20 protein-coding genes are annotated in these 17,816 nt (G+C 60.9%); 13 read left to right on the top strand and 7 right to left on the bottom strand.

Annotation, left to right across the window (positions count from 1 at the left end; genetic code table 11):
• Position 1: 1 nt before the first annotated feature.
• Complete coding sequence (locus PMI21_RS20860; RefSeq protein ID WP_007935792.1) at positions 2-322, bottom strand: ArsR/SmtB family transcription factor; 321 nt, start codon at positions 320-322, stop codon at positions 2-4.
• Between the two features lie 171 nt (positions 323-493).
• Here PMI21_RS20860 and PMI21_RS20865 point away from each other — a divergent pair, with 171 nt between their 5' ends.
• A complete protein-coding gene (locus PMI21_RS20865; RefSeq protein WP_007935790.1) occupies positions 494-1,066 on the top strand; it encodes an acyl carrier protein phosphodiesterase in 573 nt (190 codons plus the stop codon).
• Between the two features lie 81 nt (positions 1,067-1,147).
• Here the strand turns inward: PMI21_RS20865 and PMI21_RS20870 are convergent, their stop codons facing one another.
• Positions 1,148-1,942, bottom strand: a complete 795-nt coding sequence (locus PMI21_RS20870) for a lysophospholipid acyltransferase family protein (RefSeq protein WP_007935783.1) — start codon at positions 1,940-1,942, stop codon at positions 1,148-1,150.
• Positions 1,942-2,697 (bottom strand): L-ornithine N(alpha)-acyltransferase, encoded by a 756-nt coding sequence (gene olsB / locus PMI21_RS20875; RefSeq protein WP_007935781.1) that lies wholly within the window; start codon positions 2,695-2,697, stop codon positions 1,942-1,944. Before olsB ends, PMI21_RS20870 begins: the two co-directional genes overlap by 1 nt.
• A gap of 154 nt (positions 2,698-2,851) precedes the next feature.
• Between olsB and PMI21_RS20880 the strand changes: the two genes are divergently transcribed.
• The 5 genes from PMI21_RS20880 to PMI21_RS20900 all read left to right on the top strand — a co-directional run bounded on the left by PMI21_RS20880 (position 2,852) and on the right by PMI21_RS20900 (position 7,311).
• Positions 2,852-3,739 carry an acyl-CoA dehydrogenase family protein gene (locus PMI21_RS20880; RefSeq protein ID WP_007935779.1) on the top strand — a complete coding sequence of 296 codons (888 nt, stop codon included), beginning with the start codon at positions 2,852-2,854 and terminating at the stop codon, positions 3,737-3,739.
• A 191-nt stretch (positions 3,740-3,930) separates the two neighbouring features.
• A complete protein-coding gene (locus PMI21_RS20885; RefSeq protein ID WP_007935773.1) occupies positions 3,931-5,025 on the top strand; it encodes a serine hydrolase domain-containing protein in 1,095 nt (364 codons plus the stop codon).
• Positions 5,022-5,351 carry a hypothetical protein gene (locus PMI21_RS20890; RefSeq protein ID WP_007935771.1) on the top strand — a complete coding sequence of 110 codons (330 nt, stop codon included), beginning with the start codon at positions 5,022-5,024 and terminating at the stop codon, positions 5,349-5,351. The genes PMI21_RS20885 and PMI21_RS20890 overlap by 4 nt, the downstream gene beginning before the upstream one ends.
• Positions 5,352-5,561: 210 nt before the next feature.
• Positions 5,562-6,152 carry a YceI family protein gene (locus PMI21_RS20895; RefSeq protein WP_007935769.1) on the top strand — a complete coding sequence of 197 codons (591 nt, stop codon included), beginning with the start codon at positions 5,562-5,564 and terminating at the stop codon, positions 6,150-6,152.
• Between the two features lies 1 nt (position 6,153).
• Positions 6,154-7,311 carry a phospholipase D-like domain-containing protein gene (locus tag PMI21_RS20900; RefSeq protein ID WP_007935768.1) on the top strand — a complete coding sequence of 386 codons (1,158 nt, stop codon included), beginning with the start codon at positions 6,154-6,156 and terminating at the stop codon, positions 7,309-7,311.
• 120 nt (positions 7,312-7,431) lie between these two features.
• On the opposite strand, the gene bglX is transcribed toward PMI21_RS20900, so the two are convergent.
• Complete coding sequence (gene bglX, locus PMI21_RS20905; RefSeq protein WP_007935767.1) at positions 7,432-9,723, bottom strand: beta-glucosidase BglX; 2,292 nt, start codon at positions 9,721-9,723, stop codon at positions 7,432-7,434.
• A gap of 248 nt (positions 9,724-9,971) precedes the next feature.
• On the opposite strand from bglX, the gene PMI21_RS20910 reads away from it, so the two are divergent.
• The 4 genes from PMI21_RS20910 to PMI21_RS20925 all read left to right on the top strand — a co-directional run bounded on the left by PMI21_RS20910 (position 9,972) and on the right by PMI21_RS20925 (position 13,541).
• On the top strand, positions 9,972-10,583 hold the full coding sequence (locus PMI21_RS20910; RefSeq protein ID WP_007935766.1) for a LemA family protein: 612 nt from the start codon (positions 9,972-9,974) through the stop codon (positions 10,581-10,583).
• 43 nt (positions 10,584-10,626) lie between these two features.
• Complete coding sequence (locus PMI21_RS20915) at positions 10,627-11,373, top strand: TPM domain-containing protein (protein ID WP_007935764.1); 747 nt, start codon at positions 10,627-10,629, stop codon at positions 11,371-11,373.
• 48 nt (positions 11,374-11,421) lie between these two features.
• Positions 11,422-12,039 (top strand): TPM domain-containing protein, encoded by a 618-nt coding sequence (locus tag PMI21_RS20920; protein WP_007935762.1) that lies wholly within the window; start codon positions 11,422-11,424, stop codon positions 12,037-12,039.
• Between the two features lie 275 nt (positions 12,040-12,314).
• Positions 12,315-13,541, top strand: coding sequence for a class I SAM-dependent methyltransferase (locus PMI21_RS20925; protein WP_007935760.1), 1,227 nt, complete (start codon positions 12,315-12,317; stop codon positions 13,539-13,541).
• Here PMI21_RS20925 and PMI21_RS20930 read toward each other — a convergent pair.
• Complete coding sequence (locus PMI21_RS20930) at positions 13,531-14,445, bottom strand: DMT family transporter (protein WP_007935758.1); 915 nt, start codon at positions 14,443-14,445, stop codon at positions 13,531-13,533. The two genes, PMI21_RS20925 and PMI21_RS20930, sit on opposite strands and share 11 nt — an antisense overlap.
• Before the next feature lie 213 nt (positions 14,446-14,658).
• Here PMI21_RS20930 and PMI21_RS20935 point away from each other — a divergent pair, with 213 nt between their 5' ends.
• From PMI21_RS20935 to PMI21_RS20945, 3 genes are all read left to right on the top strand, one after another.
• Positions 14,659-15,240 carry a DJ-1/PfpI family protein gene (locus PMI21_RS20935; protein ID WP_007935757.1) on the top strand — a complete coding sequence of 194 codons (582 nt, stop codon included), beginning with the start codon at positions 14,659-14,661 and terminating at the stop codon, positions 15,238-15,240.
• Positions 15,241-15,254: 14 nt separating this feature from the next.
• Complete coding sequence (locus PMI21_RS20940; RefSeq protein WP_007935755.1) at positions 15,255-15,560, top strand: ribbon-helix-helix domain-containing protein; 306 nt, start codon at positions 15,255-15,257, stop codon at positions 15,558-15,560.
• 115 nt (positions 15,561-15,675) lie between these two features.
• Positions 15,676-16,020: a YegP family protein gene (locus PMI21_RS20945; protein ID WP_007935752.1), complete on the top strand. Its 345-nt coding sequence runs from the start codon at positions 15,676-15,678 to the stop codon at positions 16,018-16,020.
• Positions 16,021-16,092: 72 nt separating this feature from the next.
• On the opposite strand, the gene PMI21_RS20950 is transcribed toward PMI21_RS20945, so the two are convergent.
• Complete coding sequence (locus PMI21_RS20950) at positions 16,093-16,980, bottom strand: dihydrodipicolinate synthase family protein (protein ID WP_007935750.1); 888 nt, start codon at positions 16,978-16,980, stop codon at positions 16,093-16,095.
• Positions 16,981-17,009: 29 nt separating this feature from the next.
• Positions 17,010-17,792, bottom strand: a complete 783-nt coding sequence (locus PMI21_RS20955) for an aldolase (protein ID WP_007935748.1) — start codon at positions 17,790-17,792, stop codon at positions 17,010-17,012.
• Between the last annotated feature and the right edge of the window lie 24 nt (positions 17,793-17,816).

Below are 17,816 nucleotides of genomic sequence, written 5' to 3'. Positions count from 1 at the left end.
ATCAGTTCCTTGTCGGAGCGCTGAGCTCTTTGACGATGGCGTCGAGGAACGCCTGAATCACGTCCTCGTTGCGTTTGAAGAAGTGCCATTGGCCGGCTTTCTGGCTGCTGATCAGTCCCGCCCGTTGCAAGGTCGCCAGGTGAGCGGACACGGTCGACTGCGACAGGCCGCAGCGTTGATCTATCTGTCCGGCGCAAATGCCGTATTCATGGTTGTGGATCTGTTCCGGGAACTGGACCTTGGGGTCTTTCAGCCAGATGAGGATGTCTCGGCGTACTGGGTGTGCCAGGGCTTTTATTATTTCGTCGAGGTCGATGGTCATGGGTTTGGGCTCGTGATGAGTAAAACGCTATATCGCGATGAGGCGAACTTTAAATCGGTATTTCGCGATATACCAATATGATTTTGCTCTGATGAACGCACAAATCGGTATATCGGGTTATAACGATATGATGTTTGTAACGACAAGTATGGGCGGTGCTAAGCTGCGCCCATGAACTATCTCGCACATCTGCACCTCGGTGGCCAGCGCCCCGGTCAAATGCTCGGCAGTCTGTATGGCGATTTCGTCAAGGGACGGCTGCAAGGGCAGTTCGATCCGGAGATCGAAGCGGCCATCCAGTTGCATCGCAGCATTGACGTGTTTACCGATCGCCATCCGTTGGTGGACATCGCCTTGTCGCGCTTTTCCATCACGCGCAGGCGTTACGCCGGAATCGTGCTCGATGTGTTTTTCGACCACTGCCTGGCGCGGGACTGGGTACTGTACGCCGACCGTCCGCTGGGGCAATTCACCTCGGATGTTTACCGGGTGCTGCTGGCCGAGCCGCAGCTGCCGGAGCGCCTGGCGAAGATTGCGCCGCACATGGTGGCCAATGACTGGTTGGGGGCTTATCAGGAATTCGAAGTGCTTGAGCAGGTGCTGCGGGGGATTTCACGGCGACTGACGCGGCCCGAGGAACTGGCTGCAGCGATGCAGGAGTTGCGGCGGTTGTATGAGCCGTTGAGCGAAGATTTCCGGTTGTTCTATCCGCAGCTTCAGGATTTTGTGGCGCGTCGAGCGTAGAAAAGATCGCAGCCTTCGGCAGCTCCTACAGACGTACGCCATTCCAGTGTAGGAGCTGCCGAAGGCTGCGATCTTTTTCTATCAGGCAGCGATCAACTCGCCGACACGCCGTGGCTCGGCAGGTTTCGCGACTTCACCAAACAACGCCTTCTGCACCGCCTGCTGTGCCTCGAATGCCAGCGCCGCACGTTCCCGGTCCTGGCACTCGATCGGTTTAAGCAGGTGAATCTCCACCTCACCCCGATCGTTGGCGAACAAGCGCATCAGGTGCGACAGCAAATCATCATCGCCAATGAACGGTGCCAGGGTGTCCAGCTCGCCATTGCGCAGATAACGAATCGCCACCGGTTGCAGCGCCACTTCGGAATCGATCGCCGCGGACAGCAAACGACCGTGGAAGGTACGCAGCGAACGGCCATCGGTGGTGGTGCCTTCCGGGAACATCAGCAACGGGTGTTCCTGTTCAAGATGGCGAGTCATCTGTTTGCGGATCAACTGACTGTCGCCTGAACCTCGGCGAATGAACAGGCTGCCTGCCTTGGCCGCCAGCCAGCCCGCCACCGGCCAGGTGCGCACTTCGGCCTTGGACAGGAACGACAGCGGCGTGAGCATGCCCAGCAGTGGAATGTCGGTCCAGGACACGTGATTGCTGACCCAGAGCATCGGCGCCTTCGGCAATTGACCATGGACGGTCACGCGAAAGGGCAGGGCATTGCTCAGCCGCGCCATGAAAAACCGCGACCAGCGCTGGCGACGGACCATCGAATGGGCAAGCCCCAGTCGTTCGAACACACCGAACACACTGGCCATGCTCAAGCCCAGCGCCACCACCATCAGCACCCGCGCAATTCGCGCGTACACCCGCAAGCGGCTCATTACACAGCCGCCTTGAAGTGCTTGGCGTAACGCGGGCAGAGCTCGTCGCGCTTGAGCAGGATGAACACGTCGGCCACCTGGAAGTCTTCGTCCCAGCACGGCTCGCCGCATATTTTTGCGCCCAGGCGCATGTAGGCCTTGAGCAGCGGCGGCATTTCGGCGATGACGTTCGATGGAATATCCAGCGTCGGCAATGGCTTCTTCGGCTCGGCGCGCAGGTGTTCGGTGCACAGGTAGCGTTCGCGCAGGCGTTGCATGATTGCATGGGCCTGGATGCCGCCGTCCTGCATTGGAATGCTCGCGCACCCCATCAAATAGCTGTAGCCGCCCTGGTTCAGCACTTCGGCCAGTTCACCCCAAAGCACGGCGATGGTGCCGCCGTTGCGGTAGGCCGGGTCGACGCAGGTGCGACCGATTTCCAGGATCGGGCCTTTCAGATGGATCAGGCCATGCAGGCTGAATTCTTCTTCGCTGTAGAACTTGCCCAGGCTGCTGGCGGCCGTGTGGTCGAGCAAACGGGTGGTCGCCACCAGACGCCCGGTGTTCAAGTCACGCACGCCGATGTGGGCGCAGTGAACATCATAGTCATCCATGTCCAGACCCAATTCCGCGCCTTTCAGCCTGGCGTTGAATTCGCCGCTGAACACGTTGAAGCGCAAGGCCTGGGCTTCCTGCAGCGCCTCGGCGCCCACCAGGCGTTCGGCTTGCAGGCGGCGTTCATTGCCGGTGTCGCTGATGCGGGCGATCTGAGTCATTGCGAATCTCCGTACGGGCTGGCCACCCGTCTTGGGTTGCAGCCGATCGACTTTCTTTATGCAGCCGTGTTGTGCAAAGTCAGGCTATGTAGCCCCGGTGTCATCGCCATGAAGCTTTGGTGATGCTTATATGACAGCCTTCGAGGAGCCTCTTATGCCCTGGCAAACCCTGTTGAACCGCAGCGATCGCCTGCCCGCCGACCCAGACCTTGGCGAAGGCTTTGCGACCTTGCTGCACCGGTTGGGCACGGTCACGCCGTTCGAACTGGCGGTGGCCGGCGGACGGCTGATGGCAACGCCGGGGCTGGCGTTTCTGGTGGGTTATCAGGCGGCATTGCGCATGCTCTGGCCGAGCGCGCCGCTGAGCCTCGGTGCGTTGTGCGCGACCGAACAGCGCAGCTTGCGGGTGGCGGACATGCAGACCCGGCTGCGCGATCTGCGCTTGAACGGGCGCAAGGATTTCGTCACCGCCGGCGATGCCGCCGATTGGCTGCTGGTCGCCGCACGCAGTGAAGAGCCAGGCAGCGACCCGCGCCTGAGTCTGGCGGTGGTTTACCCCGGCGAACCGGGCGTGCGTCTGGAAAAACTCGCGCCGATGCCGCTGATGCCGGACATCGGCCACGGCCGGTTGTTTCTCGACAACGCACTGTGCGAATTGCTGGCGGGGGATGGCTGGGACGCTTACGTCAAACCGTTCCGCACCCTGGAAGACATTTATGTGCTGAGCGCGATGACCGCGTGGCTGTTCGGCATTGGCCAGGACAACGACTGGCCGCACACTTTGCAACTTCGTTTGCTGGCGCTGCTGGCCGGGTGCGCGGAAGTCAGCCGCCAGGCGCCGAACAATCCGGCCGGGCATGTGTTGCTGGGCGGGTTATTTGCGCAATTCGACGGGCTCAAGGCTGAAGTGAATCAGGCCATGACCGATGGCCCGCCGCAATGGGCGGCGATGTGGCAGCGCGATCAGGCCGTGATGGATCTGGCGGCAGGAGCGCGGGGCAAGCGGTTGGCCAAGGCGTTGGCGGGATCTTCACTGGGTTGACGGGCCTCGCCGGATTCTGACTTTCACCCGTAGGAGCTGCCGAAGGCTGCGATCTTTTGATCTTCAGCGGTTTCGAAAAGATCAAGATCAAAAGATCGCAGCCTTCGGCAGCTCCTACAGTGACCGCATATAGCGTGAGACTGTCATGTATTTCGACTAGCGTGAGCAAATCTGTCTCCCGAGCCCCCTCCATGTTCAAAGGCTTGTCCCTGATTTTCATCCTGCTGCTCAGCCTCACAGCCCAGGCCGAAAACTGGCCGGCCGAGCAATGGACTCCCGGCCCGACAGTCACCGGCCCAGCCCTTCAAGCCCTGGAGAACTACGCTTTCCCACCCCGCAACGACACCACCCGCGAGGGCATCCGCACCAATGCCTTGCTGGTGATCCGTGACGGCCAACTGGTCTACGAGCGCTACGCCGGCCCGACCCGCGCCGACACCCCGCACCTGACCTGGTCGATCAGCAAAAGCCTGATGGCCACGGTGCTCGGTGTGGCCTATGGCGAAGGCCTGTTCAACTTGCAGGACCCGGCGGTGCAGTTCTATCCACCGCTGGAAAAACACCCCGCCATGACCATGGCCGACTTGCTGCACTGGGCCTCGGGCCTGGATTGGCAGGAAGACTATGAGTACGCACCGTTGAAGTCCTCGGTGGTGGCCATGCTCTACACCCGAGGTCATCGCGACATGGCCGCGTTTACCGCCGACCACGACGCGTACGCCAGGCCCGGTCAGGCCTTCCGCTACTCCAGTGGCGACAGCAACCTGCTTTCCGCTGCGTTGAAAAACATCGTCGGCCCCGCCCGTTATCCGGATTATCCGTGGACCGCGTTGTTCGAGCCCTTGGGCATTCGCGGCGCGGTTTGGGAAGCGGATGCCACGGGGACGTTTGTCGCATCGTCCTATGCCTACCTCACCGCCCGGGACCTGGCACGCGTCGGCCTGTTGATGGCGCGCGACGGTCGCTGGCGCGAACGGCAACTGCTGCCCAAGGACTGGGTCGACTTCAGTCGTGAGCCGTTCGCCCACTACCGAGCCAACCAGGATGAAGCGGTGCCCGGCGGCCATTGGTGGCTCAATCGCGCGGTGGACGGTGCGGCACAACCCTGGCCCGATGCGCCCGCCGACACCTTCGCCGCGCTGGGTCATTGGGGCCAGGCGATGTACGTGATTCCCAGCGAAAAGCTGGTGATCGTCCGCTACGGTGATGATCGCGACGGACGTTATCGGCACAACGAACTGCTCAAACTCGCGCTCAAGGCGTTTGCCATGAAGGTGCAGCCATGAGCCGTCGCAGTTTTATTCGCCGTCGGCCATTCAGCACGTTGTTGCTGGTGCTGCTGATCGCTTTGCTCGGTTGGGGCTGGCAGGAACGCGTGGCGTTGTGGGCTTTTCCCGACATCATCAGCGCTTACACCGCCAAGGAATATTGCTCGTGCCGCTATGTGATGAATAATCCGGCGGAGTATTGCCAGGGTTATGTGAAGCAGTATTTGCCTACCAGCGGTTTCGTCGATGACGCCGCCAGCAAGCGGGTGACGGTCGGCGGTATGGGGCGCAGCAACCGCGCCGCTTGGGTTGGTGAACGCCAGGGATGTCGGTTGATCCCTTGAAAAGATCGCAGCCCATGTAGCAGCTGCCGAAGGCTGCGTTCGGCGGCGCAGCCGTCGCCAGGACCGGTCACCGCTATCTATTTGAAACACCACAATGCATGGTTTTACGACGGCTTCGCCGCCGAACGCAGCCTTCGGCAGCTGCTACAGGTTTGCAACTGACTCGCGGACAGTTAAGGTTCGCTCAGGTTTATCTGCCCCCGAGTTTCTATGTTCAAGCGGTCCATCTTCAACCCCTTGGCTTTCCTGCTACTGGCCGGTGCCACTATGTCGGCCCAGGCCAATTGGTATCTGGACGGCGAGTCCTCGCGGCTATCGTTCATCAGCACCAAAAACGCCAACATCTCCGAAGTGCAGCGCTTTCTGGTGCTGCATGGCAAGGTCGACCCCAAGGGGCTGGCCGAGGTGGAAGTCGAGCTGGAGTCGGTCAACAGCGGCATTCCGCTGCGTGACGAGCGCATGCGCAAGGAGCTGTTCGAGATCCAGACGTTTCCCGAAGCACTGATTACTACGCAGATCGACCTGCGGCCAATCAACGATCTGGCGCCCGGTGCGCAACTGGAGTTGCGCTTGCCGGTGACCGTCAACCTGCATGGCAAACAACACCAATACAACGCCGAACTGCTGGCGACCCGTCTCGATGACCGGCGCTTTCAAGTGGTGACCCTCGAGCCTTTGGTGATCAACGCCGAGGATTTCGACCTGGCCCCGGGCCTGGAAAGCTTGCGCAAGCTCGCCGGTTTGTCGGCCATCAGTCTGTCGGTGCCGGTGGGTGCGGTGCTGATTTTTACGGCGCGCTGAAATGCGTGGCGCAATTTTTCCGTGGCGCGAAGGCAATCGCTTTGAACTGCTGATCGACGGCCCGCAGTTTTTCCCGCGCATGCTGGTGGCGATTGCCCGCGCCGAAGAACAAGTCGAACTGGAGCTGTACCTGGTGGAGGCGGGGGCCTGCGCCGAGGCCATGGTTCAGGCGCTGGTCCAGGCGGCCGAACGCGGCGTGCGGGTGCGCTGCCTGTTCGATGACTATGGCAGCCTGGCCTTCACCCTGACCTTGCGTCAGCGCCTGATGGCCGCCGGTGTCGAGTTGCGTTTCTACAATCGCCTGAGCTGGCGGCGCTGGGTGGGCAACTTCTATCGCGATCACCGCAAGTTGCTGCTGGTGGATCAGTCCCTGGCGGTCGTCGGCGGCACCGGGGTCACTGATGAGTTCTGGTTACCGGGCGAAGACACCTGCGAATGGCACGAAGTGATGGTGGAAATCACCGGTCCCTTGGTCATTGACTGGCAATTGCTGTTCGACCGCCAATGGATCGCCAACCGCTATCGGCGCGCCTGGAAACCCGTTTCGCACTTCGGTTTACCGCGCCTGCCGCGAGTGCCGGTCATGGGCGAGGGCATGGGCCGGGTTGCTTATGCCGACGCCCGTCAGCATCGGGACATTCTGCAATCGCTGGTTCGCGCACTGAACAGCGGCAAGCGGCGAATCTGGCTGGCCACGCCGTATTTCCTGCCGACCTGGAAAGTCCGCCGCTCGCTGCGTCGGGCGGCGAGTCGTGGCGTCGACGTGCGTCTGCTGCTGACCGGGCCACGCACCGATCACCCGTCGGTGCGCTACGCCGGGCATCGCTACTACCCGCGACTGCTCAGGGCCGGGGTGAAAATCTTCGAATACCAGCCGTGTTTCCTGCACCTGAAAATGGTGTTGATCGACGATTGGGTGAGCATCGGCTCGTGCAACTTCGATCACTGGAATCTGCGCTTCAATCTGGAGGCCAACCTCGAAGCCCTGGACCCTGGGCTGACCCGAGCGGTGGCGGCGAGTTTCGAGAATGACTTTGGCTTGAGCCAGGAAGTCAGCCTCGAAGCGTGGAAGCGCCGACCGTTGTGGCGGCGGGTCAAGCAGAGGGTTTGGGGATGGGTGGATCGGGTGGTGGTGAATCTGCTGGATCGGCGGGGCTGATCGTTCAGATCGTTCCCACGCTCTGCGTGGGAATGCAGCCCGTGACGCTCCGCGTCACTGGACGCTCCGCGTCCCTTGAGGCATTCCCACGCAGAGCGTGGGAACGATCAATTAAGCGGGTTACAGCAACTCAAAGCTCTGCTGCGTCACGTCCTGGGAATCCAGGCCGATCTCCACGTTGAACTTGCCCGGTTCCGCGGCGTACTTGAGCTGGGCGTTGTAGAACTTCAGGTCATCTTCGGTGATGGTGAAGTGCACGACTTTCTGTTCGCCGGCCTTGAGCAGCACTTTCTGGAAGTTCTTCAGTTCCTTGACCGGGCGGATCATCGAACCGGTCACGTCCTGGATGTACAACTGCACCACGGTTTCGCCGTCACGCTTGCCGGTGTTCTTCACCACGACGCTGGCGTCGAGCTTGCCAGTCTTGTTCAGCGTGGTCGACGACAGCGCCATGTCGGTCAGGCTGAACTGGGTGTAGCTCAGGCCGTAGCCGAACGGGAACAGTGGCCCGGTGGTGTCTTCGAAATACTGCGAGGTGTAGTTGCCCGGTTTGCCCGGGGTGAACGGCCGGCCAATGCTCAGGTGGTTGTAGTAGGTCGGAATCTGACCCACCGAACGCGGAACGGTGATCGGCAGCTTGCCCGACGGGTTGTAGTCGCCGAACAGCACGTCAGCGATGGCGTTACCGCCTTCGGTGCCGCTGAACCAGGTTTCCAGTATCGCGTCAGCCTGCTCTTTCTCTTCGAGAATCGACAGCGGACGGCCGTTCATCAATACAAGCACCAGCGGTTTGCCGGTGGCTTTCAACGCCCTGATCAGCTCGCGTTGGTTGCCCGGGATGTTCAGGTCGGTGCGGCTCGACGATTCGTGGGACATGCCACGGGATTCGCCCACCGCAGCCACTACCACATCAGCATCCTTGGCGGCTTTTACCGCTTCATCGATCAACACATTGGCCGGGCGCGGATCATCCACCACTTCCGGTGCATCGAAGTTGAGGAAGTTCAGGTAATCGAGGATTTTCTTGTCGTCGGTGATGTTCGCGCCACGGGCATAGATCAGTGTCGATTGCGCGCCGAGTGCGTGGGTCATGCCGTCGAACAGGGTGACCGATTGCGCGGGACGGCCAGCGGCGGCCCAACTGCCCATCATGTCGATCGGCGCCTTGGCCAGTGGGCCGACCAGGGCGATTTTCGCGGTTTTCTTCAGGGGCAGGGTGTCGCCCTGGTTCTTCAGCAGCACCAGGCTGCGGCGCGCGACATCACGGGCCTCGGCGCGGTGCAGGCGGCTTTCGGCGTAGGTGTCGGCCGGGTCATCCTCGGCCTTGCCGATGCGCAGGTACGGGTCCTTGAACAGGCCCATGTCGTACTTGGCGGCGAGCACTTCGCGCACGGCGTTGTCGATGTCTTTCTGTTCGATTTCACCGGCCTTGAGCAGCCCCGGCAGTTCTTTGCCGTAGAGGGTGTCGTTCATGCTCATGTCGATGCCGGCCTTGATTGCCAGCTTCGCCGCTTCACGACCGTCGCGGGCGACGCCGTGCTTGATCAGCTCGAAAATCGCCCCGTGGTCGCTGACTGCCAGGCCCTTGAAGCCCCATTCCTTGCGCAGCAGGTCGTTCATCAGCCAGGTGTTGGCGGTGGCCGGCACGCCGTTGATCGAGTTCAGCGCAACCATCACCCCGCCGGCACCGGCGTCGATGGCGGCACGGTAGGGCGGCAGGTAGTCCTGGTACATCTTGACCGGGCTCATGTCGACGACGTTGTAGTCGCGACCACCCTCGACCGCGCCGTACAAGGCAAAATGCTTGACGCTGGCCATGATGCTGTCGGCCGCGTTCGCACCAGTGCCCTGGAAGGCCTTGACCATCACACCGGCGATTCGCGAAACCAGGTAAGTGTCTTCACCGAAGCCTTCGGACGTACGGCCCCAGCGTGGGTCGCGGGAGATGTCGACCATCGGCGCGAAAGTGATGTCGAGGCTGTCAGCCGCGGCTTCCTGGGCGGCGATGCGCCCGGACCGGCCAATGGCGTCCATGTCCCAGCTCGAGGCCAGGGCCAGGGGAATCGGGAAAATGGTCCGGTGACCGTGGATCACGTCATAGGCGAAGAACATCGGGATCTTCAACCGGCTGCGCATGGCCGCGTCCTGCATCGGACGGTTTTCCGAGCGGGTGATCGAGTTGAAGGTGCCGCCGATATTGCCGGCCGCGATTTCCTTGCGGATCATTTCCCGAGGCATTTCCGGGCCGATGCTGATCAGGCGCAACTGGCCGATCTTTTCATCGAGGGTCATCTGCTTCATCAGGTTGCTGATGAAGGCGTCCTTGTTCTCTATCGGTGCGGGCGTCGTGGCGGCCAATACGGTATGACTGGCCAGGCTGACGAACAGGCCCAGCAAACACAGCTTCTTCATGGATGTTTTTTCTCAAAAGGCCCAAGCGGCAGTGAATACGCGCCGGTCAGCCAAAATGTTGGGAGCGACTATTGTTGTTCGGGCGTTGCTCAGAAAAATGCAGCACACTTCTTACTGTTTTTTCGCTGGGCATCTTTTAGCCCATTGGCTCGCTGCAATCCAGTAGCGGCGCAGATTATGCCCCAAGAGCCGGGGTCAAAGTTCGCCGGTTGTTTTATCAATGTAGTGTGCAAGGGAGCATCAACCAGATGAATGTACGACACCCCTATCGGTCGAGCCTGCTGGTTGCAGCCTTGATGTTGCTGACCACACTGCTGGCCGGTTGCGGCATCAACACGATCCCGACCCTCGACGAACAGGCCAAGGCTGCCTGGGGTCAGGTGCAGAACCAGTATCAGCGCCGCGCCGACTTGATCCCCAATCTGGTGGAAACCGTCAAGGGCTATGCCCAGCACGAACAGGAAACCCTGACGGCGGTGGTCGAGGCCCGGGCCAAGGCGACCTCGATTCAGGTGGATGCCAGCACGCTGGACAATCCGGAAAAACTCAAACAGTTCCAGCAGGCGCAGGATCAGCTGACCGGCGCGCTGAGCCGGTTGATGGTGGTGTCCGAGCGTTATCCGGACCTCAAGGCCAACCAGAACTTCCTGGCGCTGCAATCGCAACTCGAAGGCACCGAGAACCGCATCGCCGTGGCGCGTCGCGACTTCATCCTCGCGGTGCAGAAATACAATACCGAGCTTCGCACCTTCCCCGGTCGCTTGTGGCACACCGTGATGTACAGCGATTTGCCGATCCGCGAAACTTTCGAAGCCACCAGCCCCGGTGCCGAGAAAGCGCCTGAAGTGAAGTTCAAGTAAGCGCCGGACCGGGTTTGAAGTGCCACCAAGGATGAGGTTGCCAATGCGTGTGTTGAAAGTGGGCCTGGTGCTGTTGATCTGGGTGTTTGCCCTGACGGCCCAGGCCGAATTGAAGTTCCCGGAATTGACCGGGCGGGTGGTGGACAACGCCCAAATGATCGAGCCAGCGGTGCGCGAGCAGCTTGTTCAGCAGCTTAATGCCCACGAGAAATCCACCGGCGAGCAGTTGGTGGTGGTCACGTTGCCGGACCTGCAGGGCACCGACATCGCGGATTACGGTTATCAGCTGGGACGCTACTGGGGCATTGGCCAGAAGAACAAGAACAACGGCGCGCTGCTGATTGTCGCGCGTGCCGAGCGAAAATTGCGGATCGAAGTCGGTTATGGCCTGGAAGATCGTCTGACCGATGCGCAGAGTTCGGTGATCATCAATCAGGTGATCACGCCTGCGTTCAAGGCCGGCAACTTCAGCAAGGGCATCAGCGATGGCGTTTCGGCGATGCTGGTGGTGCTGGGGGGCAATCCGCTGGATGAGCCGTCGACGGTGTATGGGGCACGCGGTGATCAGGAAGGAGACTTTGTCTCGCGGCATCCGGGGATTTTCGTGTTCCTGGTGCTGCTGTTCATCCTGACGATCTTCGTCGGCCAGATGTTCGGTATTCTGCCGAGCGGGGGAGGCCGGGGCCGTTCGGGAGGTTTTGGCGGTGGCGGTTTTGGCGGCGGTGGAGGCGGGGGCTTCAGTGGCGGCGGGGGCAGTTTCGGGGGCGGCGGTTCGTCGGGCGGCTGGTGATCACACTGCGGGTAACACAACAACAATAGCGAGCAGGCATTCATAAACATGGCATTACTGACTGAACACGAACAACGCAAAGTCGCCGAGGCGATTGCCCGGGTCGAGCGCGACACTGACGCCGAACTGGTGACGGTGCTGGCGGCCCGCGCCGACGACTATGCGTACATCCCGCTGCTCTGGGCCAGCCTGCTGGCGCTGGTGGTGCCGGGTATCGTGCATTACCTGACCGGTTGGCTGACCATGCACAGTTTGTTGCTGGTGCAATGGCTCAGCTTCATCGTGTTGTGCCTGGTGTTCCGTATTCCGAAAGTCACCACGCGCCTGATCCCGCGCTCGGTCCGTCACTGGCGCGCATCGAACCTGGCGCGTCGGCAGTTCCTGGAGCAAAACCTGCACCACACCGTGGGCAGCACCGGCATGCTGATTTTCGTCTCCGAGGCGGAGCGTTATGTAGAGATCCTGGTGGATGAGGGTATTTCCAAACGGCTGGATAACAAGAACTGGGACGCGATTGTCGCGGCGTTTACGCAGCAGGTGAAACAGGGGCAGACGTTGCAGGGCTTTGTGACGTGCATCGAGGCATGCGGCGAGTTGCTCAAGGTGCATGTGCCGGTGACCCATGTGCGCAATGAATTGCCGAATCGGTTGGTGGTGTTGAACTAAAAACCAGATCCCGGCAATGACGCGTTCTTTGTAGCAGCTGGCGCAGCCTGCGTTCGGCTCGGGCCGCGTTCGGACGAAGCAGTCGCTAATTCGCCTGGATACGGTCTATCTGATACACCGCGTATTTTGATTTTACGACTGCTGCGCAGCCGAACGCAGGCTGCGCCAGCTGCTACGGATCGCACCGTTTGGTAAATAACTGCGTGTCCCGAACGGCCATCCCCCCTAAAATACCCGCCATTCCCCGATTCGCACCGCCCGAGGCCGTTTTTTCCATGTCTGTCACCGCCACTCCCGCCAGCCTCGCGCCGGATCACCACGCCCAATTCATCGACCTGCTGCAAACCAGCCTCGACGCCAACGCCTTCATCAAACTGGTGCTGGCCAAGTACGTCGGTGGTGAAGCGGACTTGCAGCGACTGATCATCAAGCAGCTGACGGTCAAGGATCAGTCGTGCCTGTCCTTCGTCTATCGCTACAAGACCCGCGACATCACCAAGAACCTGCCGATTGCCGAAGGCGTGGCGACCATTGCCGCGCTGTTGCCGGCGTCGTTCAAAAATGCGCATTTACTGTCACTGACCGACGAAGCCCAGCTCGAATACAGCAAAAAGGGCAAATCTTCGCTGTTCAAGAGCAAGCCTCAGCAATTGCGTGAAGTGCCGTCTGCCGAGCACAACCGCGAGAAGAACCGCTTCCTCGACCTGAGCCGGCCGTTCCTCAAAGACCTCGGCGTGACCAACGCGCAGCATGAGCTGATCCCGGCGATGTCGCGCAAGTGGAAGCAGATCAACAAGTTCATCGAAGTCTTCAGCCATGCGCTGACCTCCTCGCCGCTGGCGCTGGACAAACCGGTGCGGGTGGCGGATTTCGGCTCGGGCAAGGGTTACCTGACGTTCGCGATCCATGACTACCTGCGCAACACCCTGAAAGCCGAGGGTGAGGTGACCGGCGTCGAGCTGCGCGAAGACATGGTCACACTGTGCAACAGCGCGGCGGCGAAGCTGGAGCATCCAGGGCTGGTGTTCAAATGCGGTGACGTGCGCAGCGTGGCGCCGAGCGAGCTGGACGTGATGATCGCGTTGCATGCCTGCGACATCGCCACCGACTATGCGATTCACACCGGCATTCGTTCCGGCGCTGCGATCATCATGTGCTCGCCGTGCTGCCACAAGCAGATCCGCCTGCAGATCCAGAGCCCTGCGTTGCTCAAGCCGATGCTGCAATACGGCCTGCACCTGGGCCAGCAGGCGGAAATGGTCACCGACAGTTTGCGTGCATTGTTCCTGGAAGCTTGCGGCTACGAGACCAAGGTGTTCGAGTTCATCTCACTGGACCACACCAACAAGAACAAGATGATTCTGGCGGTCAAACGCGCCGAGCCGGTGGACCCGGCTCAGTTGTTGGTGAAGATTCAGGAACTGAAGGATTTCTACCACATCAGCGAACATTGCCTGGAAACCCTGCTGCGGGCTGACGGGTTCCTGGTCGCTAAGGCTTGAGCTGAACCCCCGCCGGTAACGTGCCCGGTTGCGCCGGGCGCACTGCGGTCTTGCGCCCGAGCATCACCGTCACGATCACCCCGGCTGCAAACAGCCAGGTGATCGGTTCGACGTGCTCACCGAAGAACAACGCCGAAAACGCGATGGTGAAGAAGATCTGCAGCAGCTGGATCTGACTGACCCGGGCAATGCCGCCCATCGCCAGCCCGGCGTACCAGGCAAAGAACCCGATGAACTGCGAAAACAGCGAGACATAACCGAAGGCCCACCAGGTCCTGGCCGAAATCTCGCCTTGATGTTGCAGCGCCAGGTACAACACCGGTCCGATCAACAGCGGCGTCGACAGCACCAGCGCCCAGCAGATCACCTGCCAGCCGCCCATCTCCCTGGCCAACCGGCCGCCTTCGGCATAACCCAACCCGCCCACGGCAATCGCCCCGAGCATCAGCAAGTCCCCGGCCTGAATACTGCCGGCGCCGCTGATCAGCGCATAACCGAGCACCAGCGCACTGCCCAGCGCGGCGCAGGCCCAGAAGGCTTTCGATGGACGCTCATGGGACAGCCACGCGGCATACAGCGCCACGCACAACGGTTGCAAGCCGTTGACCAGTGCGCCGTGGGAGGCAGGCAACGTCTGCATGGCCCAGGCCGACAGCACCGGGAAGCCGAGGATGACGCCCGCTATCACCAGTGTCAGGCCTTTGACCTGTTTCCAGGTAGGCCATTGTTCCCGGCGCCACAGCAATAACAGCGCTGCCGGAATCGCCGCGAACAGCGCCCGGCCAAGGCCGTTGAGCAGCGGATGGAGTTCCTGCACGACGATCCGTGTGAAGGGCAGGGTCAGGCTGAAGATAACCACGCCGAGCAGGCCGAGGGCCATGCCGGTGTTTTCGCGCGAGGACATGATGGCAACCAGAATCGAGGGTGGCGGGAAGAGTCATCATCTAGCCATAAACCGGGGGCGTTGCTCTGTTACAGCTAGACGCAGAGTTATCCGTACAGTTTGAGGCCGCCATCGCGGTCCATCAGGTAGTAACTGGTTATTACCCGATCCGCCGGATAAGGACTACTTTGAATACTCCTGCAGGCCCACGCATTTTCCAGAGGAGTCCTCCCCATGGCTGCTAAAAAAATTCTGATGCTGGTCGGCGATTACGTCGAAGACTACGAAGTAATGGTGCCGTTCCAGGCGCTGCTGATGGTCGGCCACACGGTGCATGCCGTTTGCCCGGACAAAACCGCCGGCCAGACCGTGCGCACCGCAATCCATGACTTCGAAGGCGACCAGACCTACAGCGAAAAGCCCGGTCATCTGTTTGCCCTGAACTTCGATTTCGCCAAGGTCGATGCGGCGGACTACGACGCGCTGCTGATCCCGGGCGGTCGTGCGCCGGAATACCTGCGCCTGAACGAAAAAGTCCTGGCGCTGGTGCAAGCGTTCGACAAGGCCGGCAAACCGATCGCCGCCGTGTGTCACGGCGCGCAATTGCTGGCCGCCGCCGGGATCCTTGAAGGTCGCGAGTGCAGCGCCTACCCGGCCTGTGCCCCGGAAGTGCGCCTGGCTGGCGGCACCTACATCGATATCCCGGTGACGGAAGGCCATGTTCAAGGCAATCTGGCCACAGCCCCGGCCTGGCCGGCGCATCCGAGCTGGCTGGCCGGTTTCCTCGGGTTGCTGGGCACCAAAATCACGCTGTAACGAGGGACCTGTCCATGTGTGAGCTCTACGTCAAGGCCGACCCGATTCTCTACGAGTCGCGCTCCCGCTCGCTGCGCATCTGCGGGGTGGTCACCACCCTGCGGCTGGAGAATCAGTTCTGGGACATCCTCAGCGAAATCGCCGAGGTCGACGGCATGACCACCAATCAGTTGATCGCCAAATTGTATGAAGAGGTGATGGACTACCGCGGCGAGGTGGTGAATTTCGCCTCGTTCTTGCGGGTCAGCTGCATGCGCTATTTGAGCCAGCGCCGGGTGCAGGCGCCTGAGTTGTCGGTGGTGCGGGCGGTGGTGAAGTAGGGCGGTTTTTGTATCGATCCGACTTGCCCGCGAAGAGGCCGGTACAGGCGACAGAAATCCTGGGGTGGTCTTTACTCTGAAGCGCGAAACCTCTCAATCGCCAAGGAGAACAAGCATGTCTGGATGGTACGAAGTGAGCAAAACCAGCAATGGTCAGTTCAAGTTTGTGTTGAAAGCGGCCAACGCCGAAACCATTCTGGTCAGTGAGCTGTACACCACGCGTGGTGCGGTCGAAAGCGGTATCGCCTCGGTTCAGGCCAACAGCCCGCTGGACGAACGCTACGAGAAAAAAAACACCAAGGATGGCCATCCTTACTTCAACCTCAAGGCTGCCAACCATCAAATCATCGGCAGCAGCGAATCTTACTCATCCGATGCCGCGAGGGAAAAAGGCATCGCCAGTGTCAAGGCCAACGGCCCGACCATGGTGATCAAGGACAAGACCTTGCCGGTGTTCTAAGCACACCGCATACCCACTGTGGGGGCGAGCCTGCAGGCTCGCTCCCACAGTGGTTTTGTGTGTTCCCGACGATCAGCGCAACGCGCTCAACAAACCCAGCAGCTGACTGCGGCCAGTCTCGCCGAGTGCAAACACCGGCAACCGCGGGTCGCCCGCTTCCAGCCCGGTCAGGCGCAAACCGGCCTTGATGGTCGCCGGCAGACCGCCCTTGAGGATGAAGTCCAACAGCGGCAACTGGCGGTAGAACAGTTCGCGAGCCTTGCTCAGATCATTGGCCAATACAGCTTCGTATAAGTCGAGATTGAGCTGTGGGATCAGGTTCGGCGCCGCCGTGCACCAGCCTTTGGCGCCGGCCGCAAAGGCTTCCAGCGCCAAGGGATTGCAGCCGTTATAGAACGGCACCCGGCCTTCGCCCAGCAGTTGCAGTTTGTGCATGCGCTGAATGTCGCCGGTGCTTTCCTTGACCATGGTGACGTTGTCGACCGCGTTGAAAATCCGCAGGATCAACTCCACCGACATGTCGGTGCCGCTGGTGGCCGGATTGTTGTAGAGCATGATTGGCACGCCGATGCTCTCGCCGATGGCGCGGTAGTGGGCGAGGATTTCCGCCTCGCTGAGTTTCCAGTACGACGCCGGCAGCACCATCACCACGTCGGCGCCGTGGGCTTCGGCGAAACGCGCGCGGCGTACGGCTTTGGCGGTGGTCAGGTCGGACACGCTGACGATGGTCGGGACGCGTTTGGCCACGTGGCGGATGCTGAATTCGCTGACTTGATCCCATTCCGCGTCGCTCAGGTAAGCGCCTTCGCCGGTGCTGCCCAATGGGGCGATGGCGTGGACGCCGCTGTCGATCAGGCGGTCGATGGAACGCCCGAGCGCGTCGAGATCAACGCCTTCGCCCTGGGCGGTGAACGGGGTGATGGTGTAGCCGATGATGCCGTGAATGTTTACGGTCGACATAGCGTCTCTCCTGTCAGGAATGTGTGGGGTCAGTTCAGGCAATCGGCGTGTTGGCGCAGGTTCTGCCGGGCGTAGTAGTTGAACGCGGCGGCGTGGCGCCTGGGCTTGGATATCCAGTCGTGGGCTTCACGGCCCAGCTCGGGAAGAATCGGTTTGATCGAACCCGCGGCCATGGCCAGCAACTGCAACTTCGCTGCTCGTTCGATCAATTGCGCAATGACACAGGCTTCTTCAATGCTCGCGCCGGTGGACAACTGGCCGTGGTGGGAAAGCAGGATCGCCCGCTTGTCGCCCAAGGCCCCGGCAATCAGTTCGCCTTCTTCATTGCCCACGGGCACCCCCGGCCAGCCTTCGAGAAACGCGCAGTCGTCGTAGAGCGGGCAGAGGTCCATGTGGGAAATCTGCAGCGGTACTTCCAGCATCGACAGCGCCGCGACGTGAGTCGGGTGCGTGTGAATGATGCAGTTCACGTCCGGCCGGGCGCGGTACACCCAGCTGTGGAAGCGGTTGGCCGGGTTGGGCATGCCGTGGCCTTCAAGCACTTCCAGGTCTTCGTTGACCAGCAACAGATTGCCTGCGGTGATCTCGTCGAAACCCAGGCCCAGTTGCTGCGTGTAATAAGTACCCGGCTGCGGGCCGCGAGCGGTAATTTGCCCAGCCAGGCCGGAGTCGTGACCGTTTTCGAACAGAATGCGGCAGGTCAGGGCCAGCTTTTGCCGGTCGGTCCACGTATTATCCGCCAGGGTGTTTTGCATCTGTGTCAGCGCTTGTTTGACCAGTTGCTCTTTGGGTAGTGCTAATGTCTTGGCCATATCGGTGTCCTTTGGGTGGGGCAT

Origin of the sequence: Pseudomonas sp. GM18 (genome assembly GCF_000282195.1) — a bacterium.
Classification (GTDB): Bacteria; Pseudomonadota; Gammaproteobacteria; order Pseudomonadales; family Pseudomonadaceae; genus Aquipseudomonas.
The sequence above is the reverse complement of the archived record's forward strand: the minus strand, read 5'-3'. Positions and strand labels throughout refer to the sequence as shown.

Bases quoted from the DNA above. Each gene is read 5' to 3' on its own strand.
- PMI21_RS20860 (WP_007935792.1), bottom strand. From the start codon at position 322: ATGACCATCGACCTCGACGAAATAATAAAAGCCCTGGCACACCCAGTA.
- PMI21_RS20865 (WP_007935790.1), top strand. From the start codon at position 494: ATGAACTATCTCGCACATCTGCACCTCGGTGGCCAGCGCCCCGGTCAA.
- PMI21_RS20870 (WP_007935783.1), bottom strand. From the start codon at position 1,942: ATGAGCCGCTTGCGGGTGTACGCGCGAATTGCGCGGGTGCTGATGGTG.
- olsB (WP_007935781.1), bottom strand. From the start codon at position 2,697: ATGACTCAGATCGCCCGCATCAGCGACACCGGCAATGAACGCCGCCTG.
- PMI21_RS20880 (WP_007935779.1), top strand. From the start codon at position 2,852: ATGCCCTGGCAAACCCTGTTGAACCGCAGCGATCGCCTGCCCGCCGAC.
- PMI21_RS20885 (WP_007935773.1), top strand. From the start codon at position 3,931: ATGTTCAAAGGCTTGTCCCTGATTTTCATCCTGCTGCTCAGCCTCACA.
- PMI21_RS20890 (WP_007935771.1), top strand. From the start codon at position 5,022: ATGAGCCGTCGCAGTTTTATTCGCCGTCGGCCATTCAGCACGTTGTTG.
- PMI21_RS20895 (WP_007935769.1), top strand. From the start codon at position 5,562: ATGTTCAAGCGGTCCATCTTCAACCCCTTGGCTTTCCTGCTACTGGCC.
- PMI21_RS20900 (WP_007935768.1), top strand. From the start codon at position 6,154: ATGCGTGGCGCAATTTTTCCGTGGCGCGAAGGCAATCGCTTTGAACTG.
- bglX (WP_007935767.1), bottom strand. From the start codon at position 9,723: ATGAAGAAGCTGTGTTTGCTGGGCCTGTTCGTCAGCCTGGCCAGTCAT.
- PMI21_RS20910 (WP_007935766.1), top strand. From the start codon at position 9,972: ATGAATGTACGACACCCCTATCGGTCGAGCCTGCTGGTTGCAGCCTTG.
- PMI21_RS20915 (WP_007935764.1), top strand. From the start codon at position 10,627: ATGCGTGTGTTGAAAGTGGGCCTGGTGCTGTTGATCTGGGTGTTTGCC.
- PMI21_RS20920 (WP_007935762.1), top strand. From the start codon at position 11,422: ATGGCATTACTGACTGAACACGAACAACGCAAAGTCGCCGAGGCGATT.
- PMI21_RS20925 (WP_007935760.1), top strand. From the start codon at position 12,315: ATGTCTGTCACCGCCACTCCCGCCAGCCTCGCGCCGGATCACCACGCC.
- PMI21_RS20930 (WP_007935758.1), bottom strand. From the start codon at position 14,445: ATGTCCTCGCGCGAAAACACCGGCATGGCCCTCGGCCTGCTCGGCGTG.
- PMI21_RS20935 (WP_007935757.1), top strand. From the start codon at position 14,659: ATGGCTGCTAAAAAAATTCTGATGCTGGTCGGCGATTACGTCGAAGAC.
- PMI21_RS20940 (WP_007935755.1), top strand. From the start codon at position 15,255: ATGTGTGAGCTCTACGTCAAGGCCGACCCGATTCTCTACGAGTCGCGC.
- PMI21_RS20945 (WP_007935752.1), top strand. From the start codon at position 15,676: ATGTCTGGATGGTACGAAGTGAGCAAAACCAGCAATGGTCAGTTCAAG.
- PMI21_RS20950 (WP_007935750.1), bottom strand. From the start codon at position 16,980: ATGTCGACCGTAAACATTCACGGCATCATCGGCTACACCATCACCCCG.
- PMI21_RS20955 (WP_007935748.1), bottom strand. From the start codon at position 17,792: ATGGCCAAGACATTAGCACTACCCAAAGAGCAACTGGTCAAACAAGCG.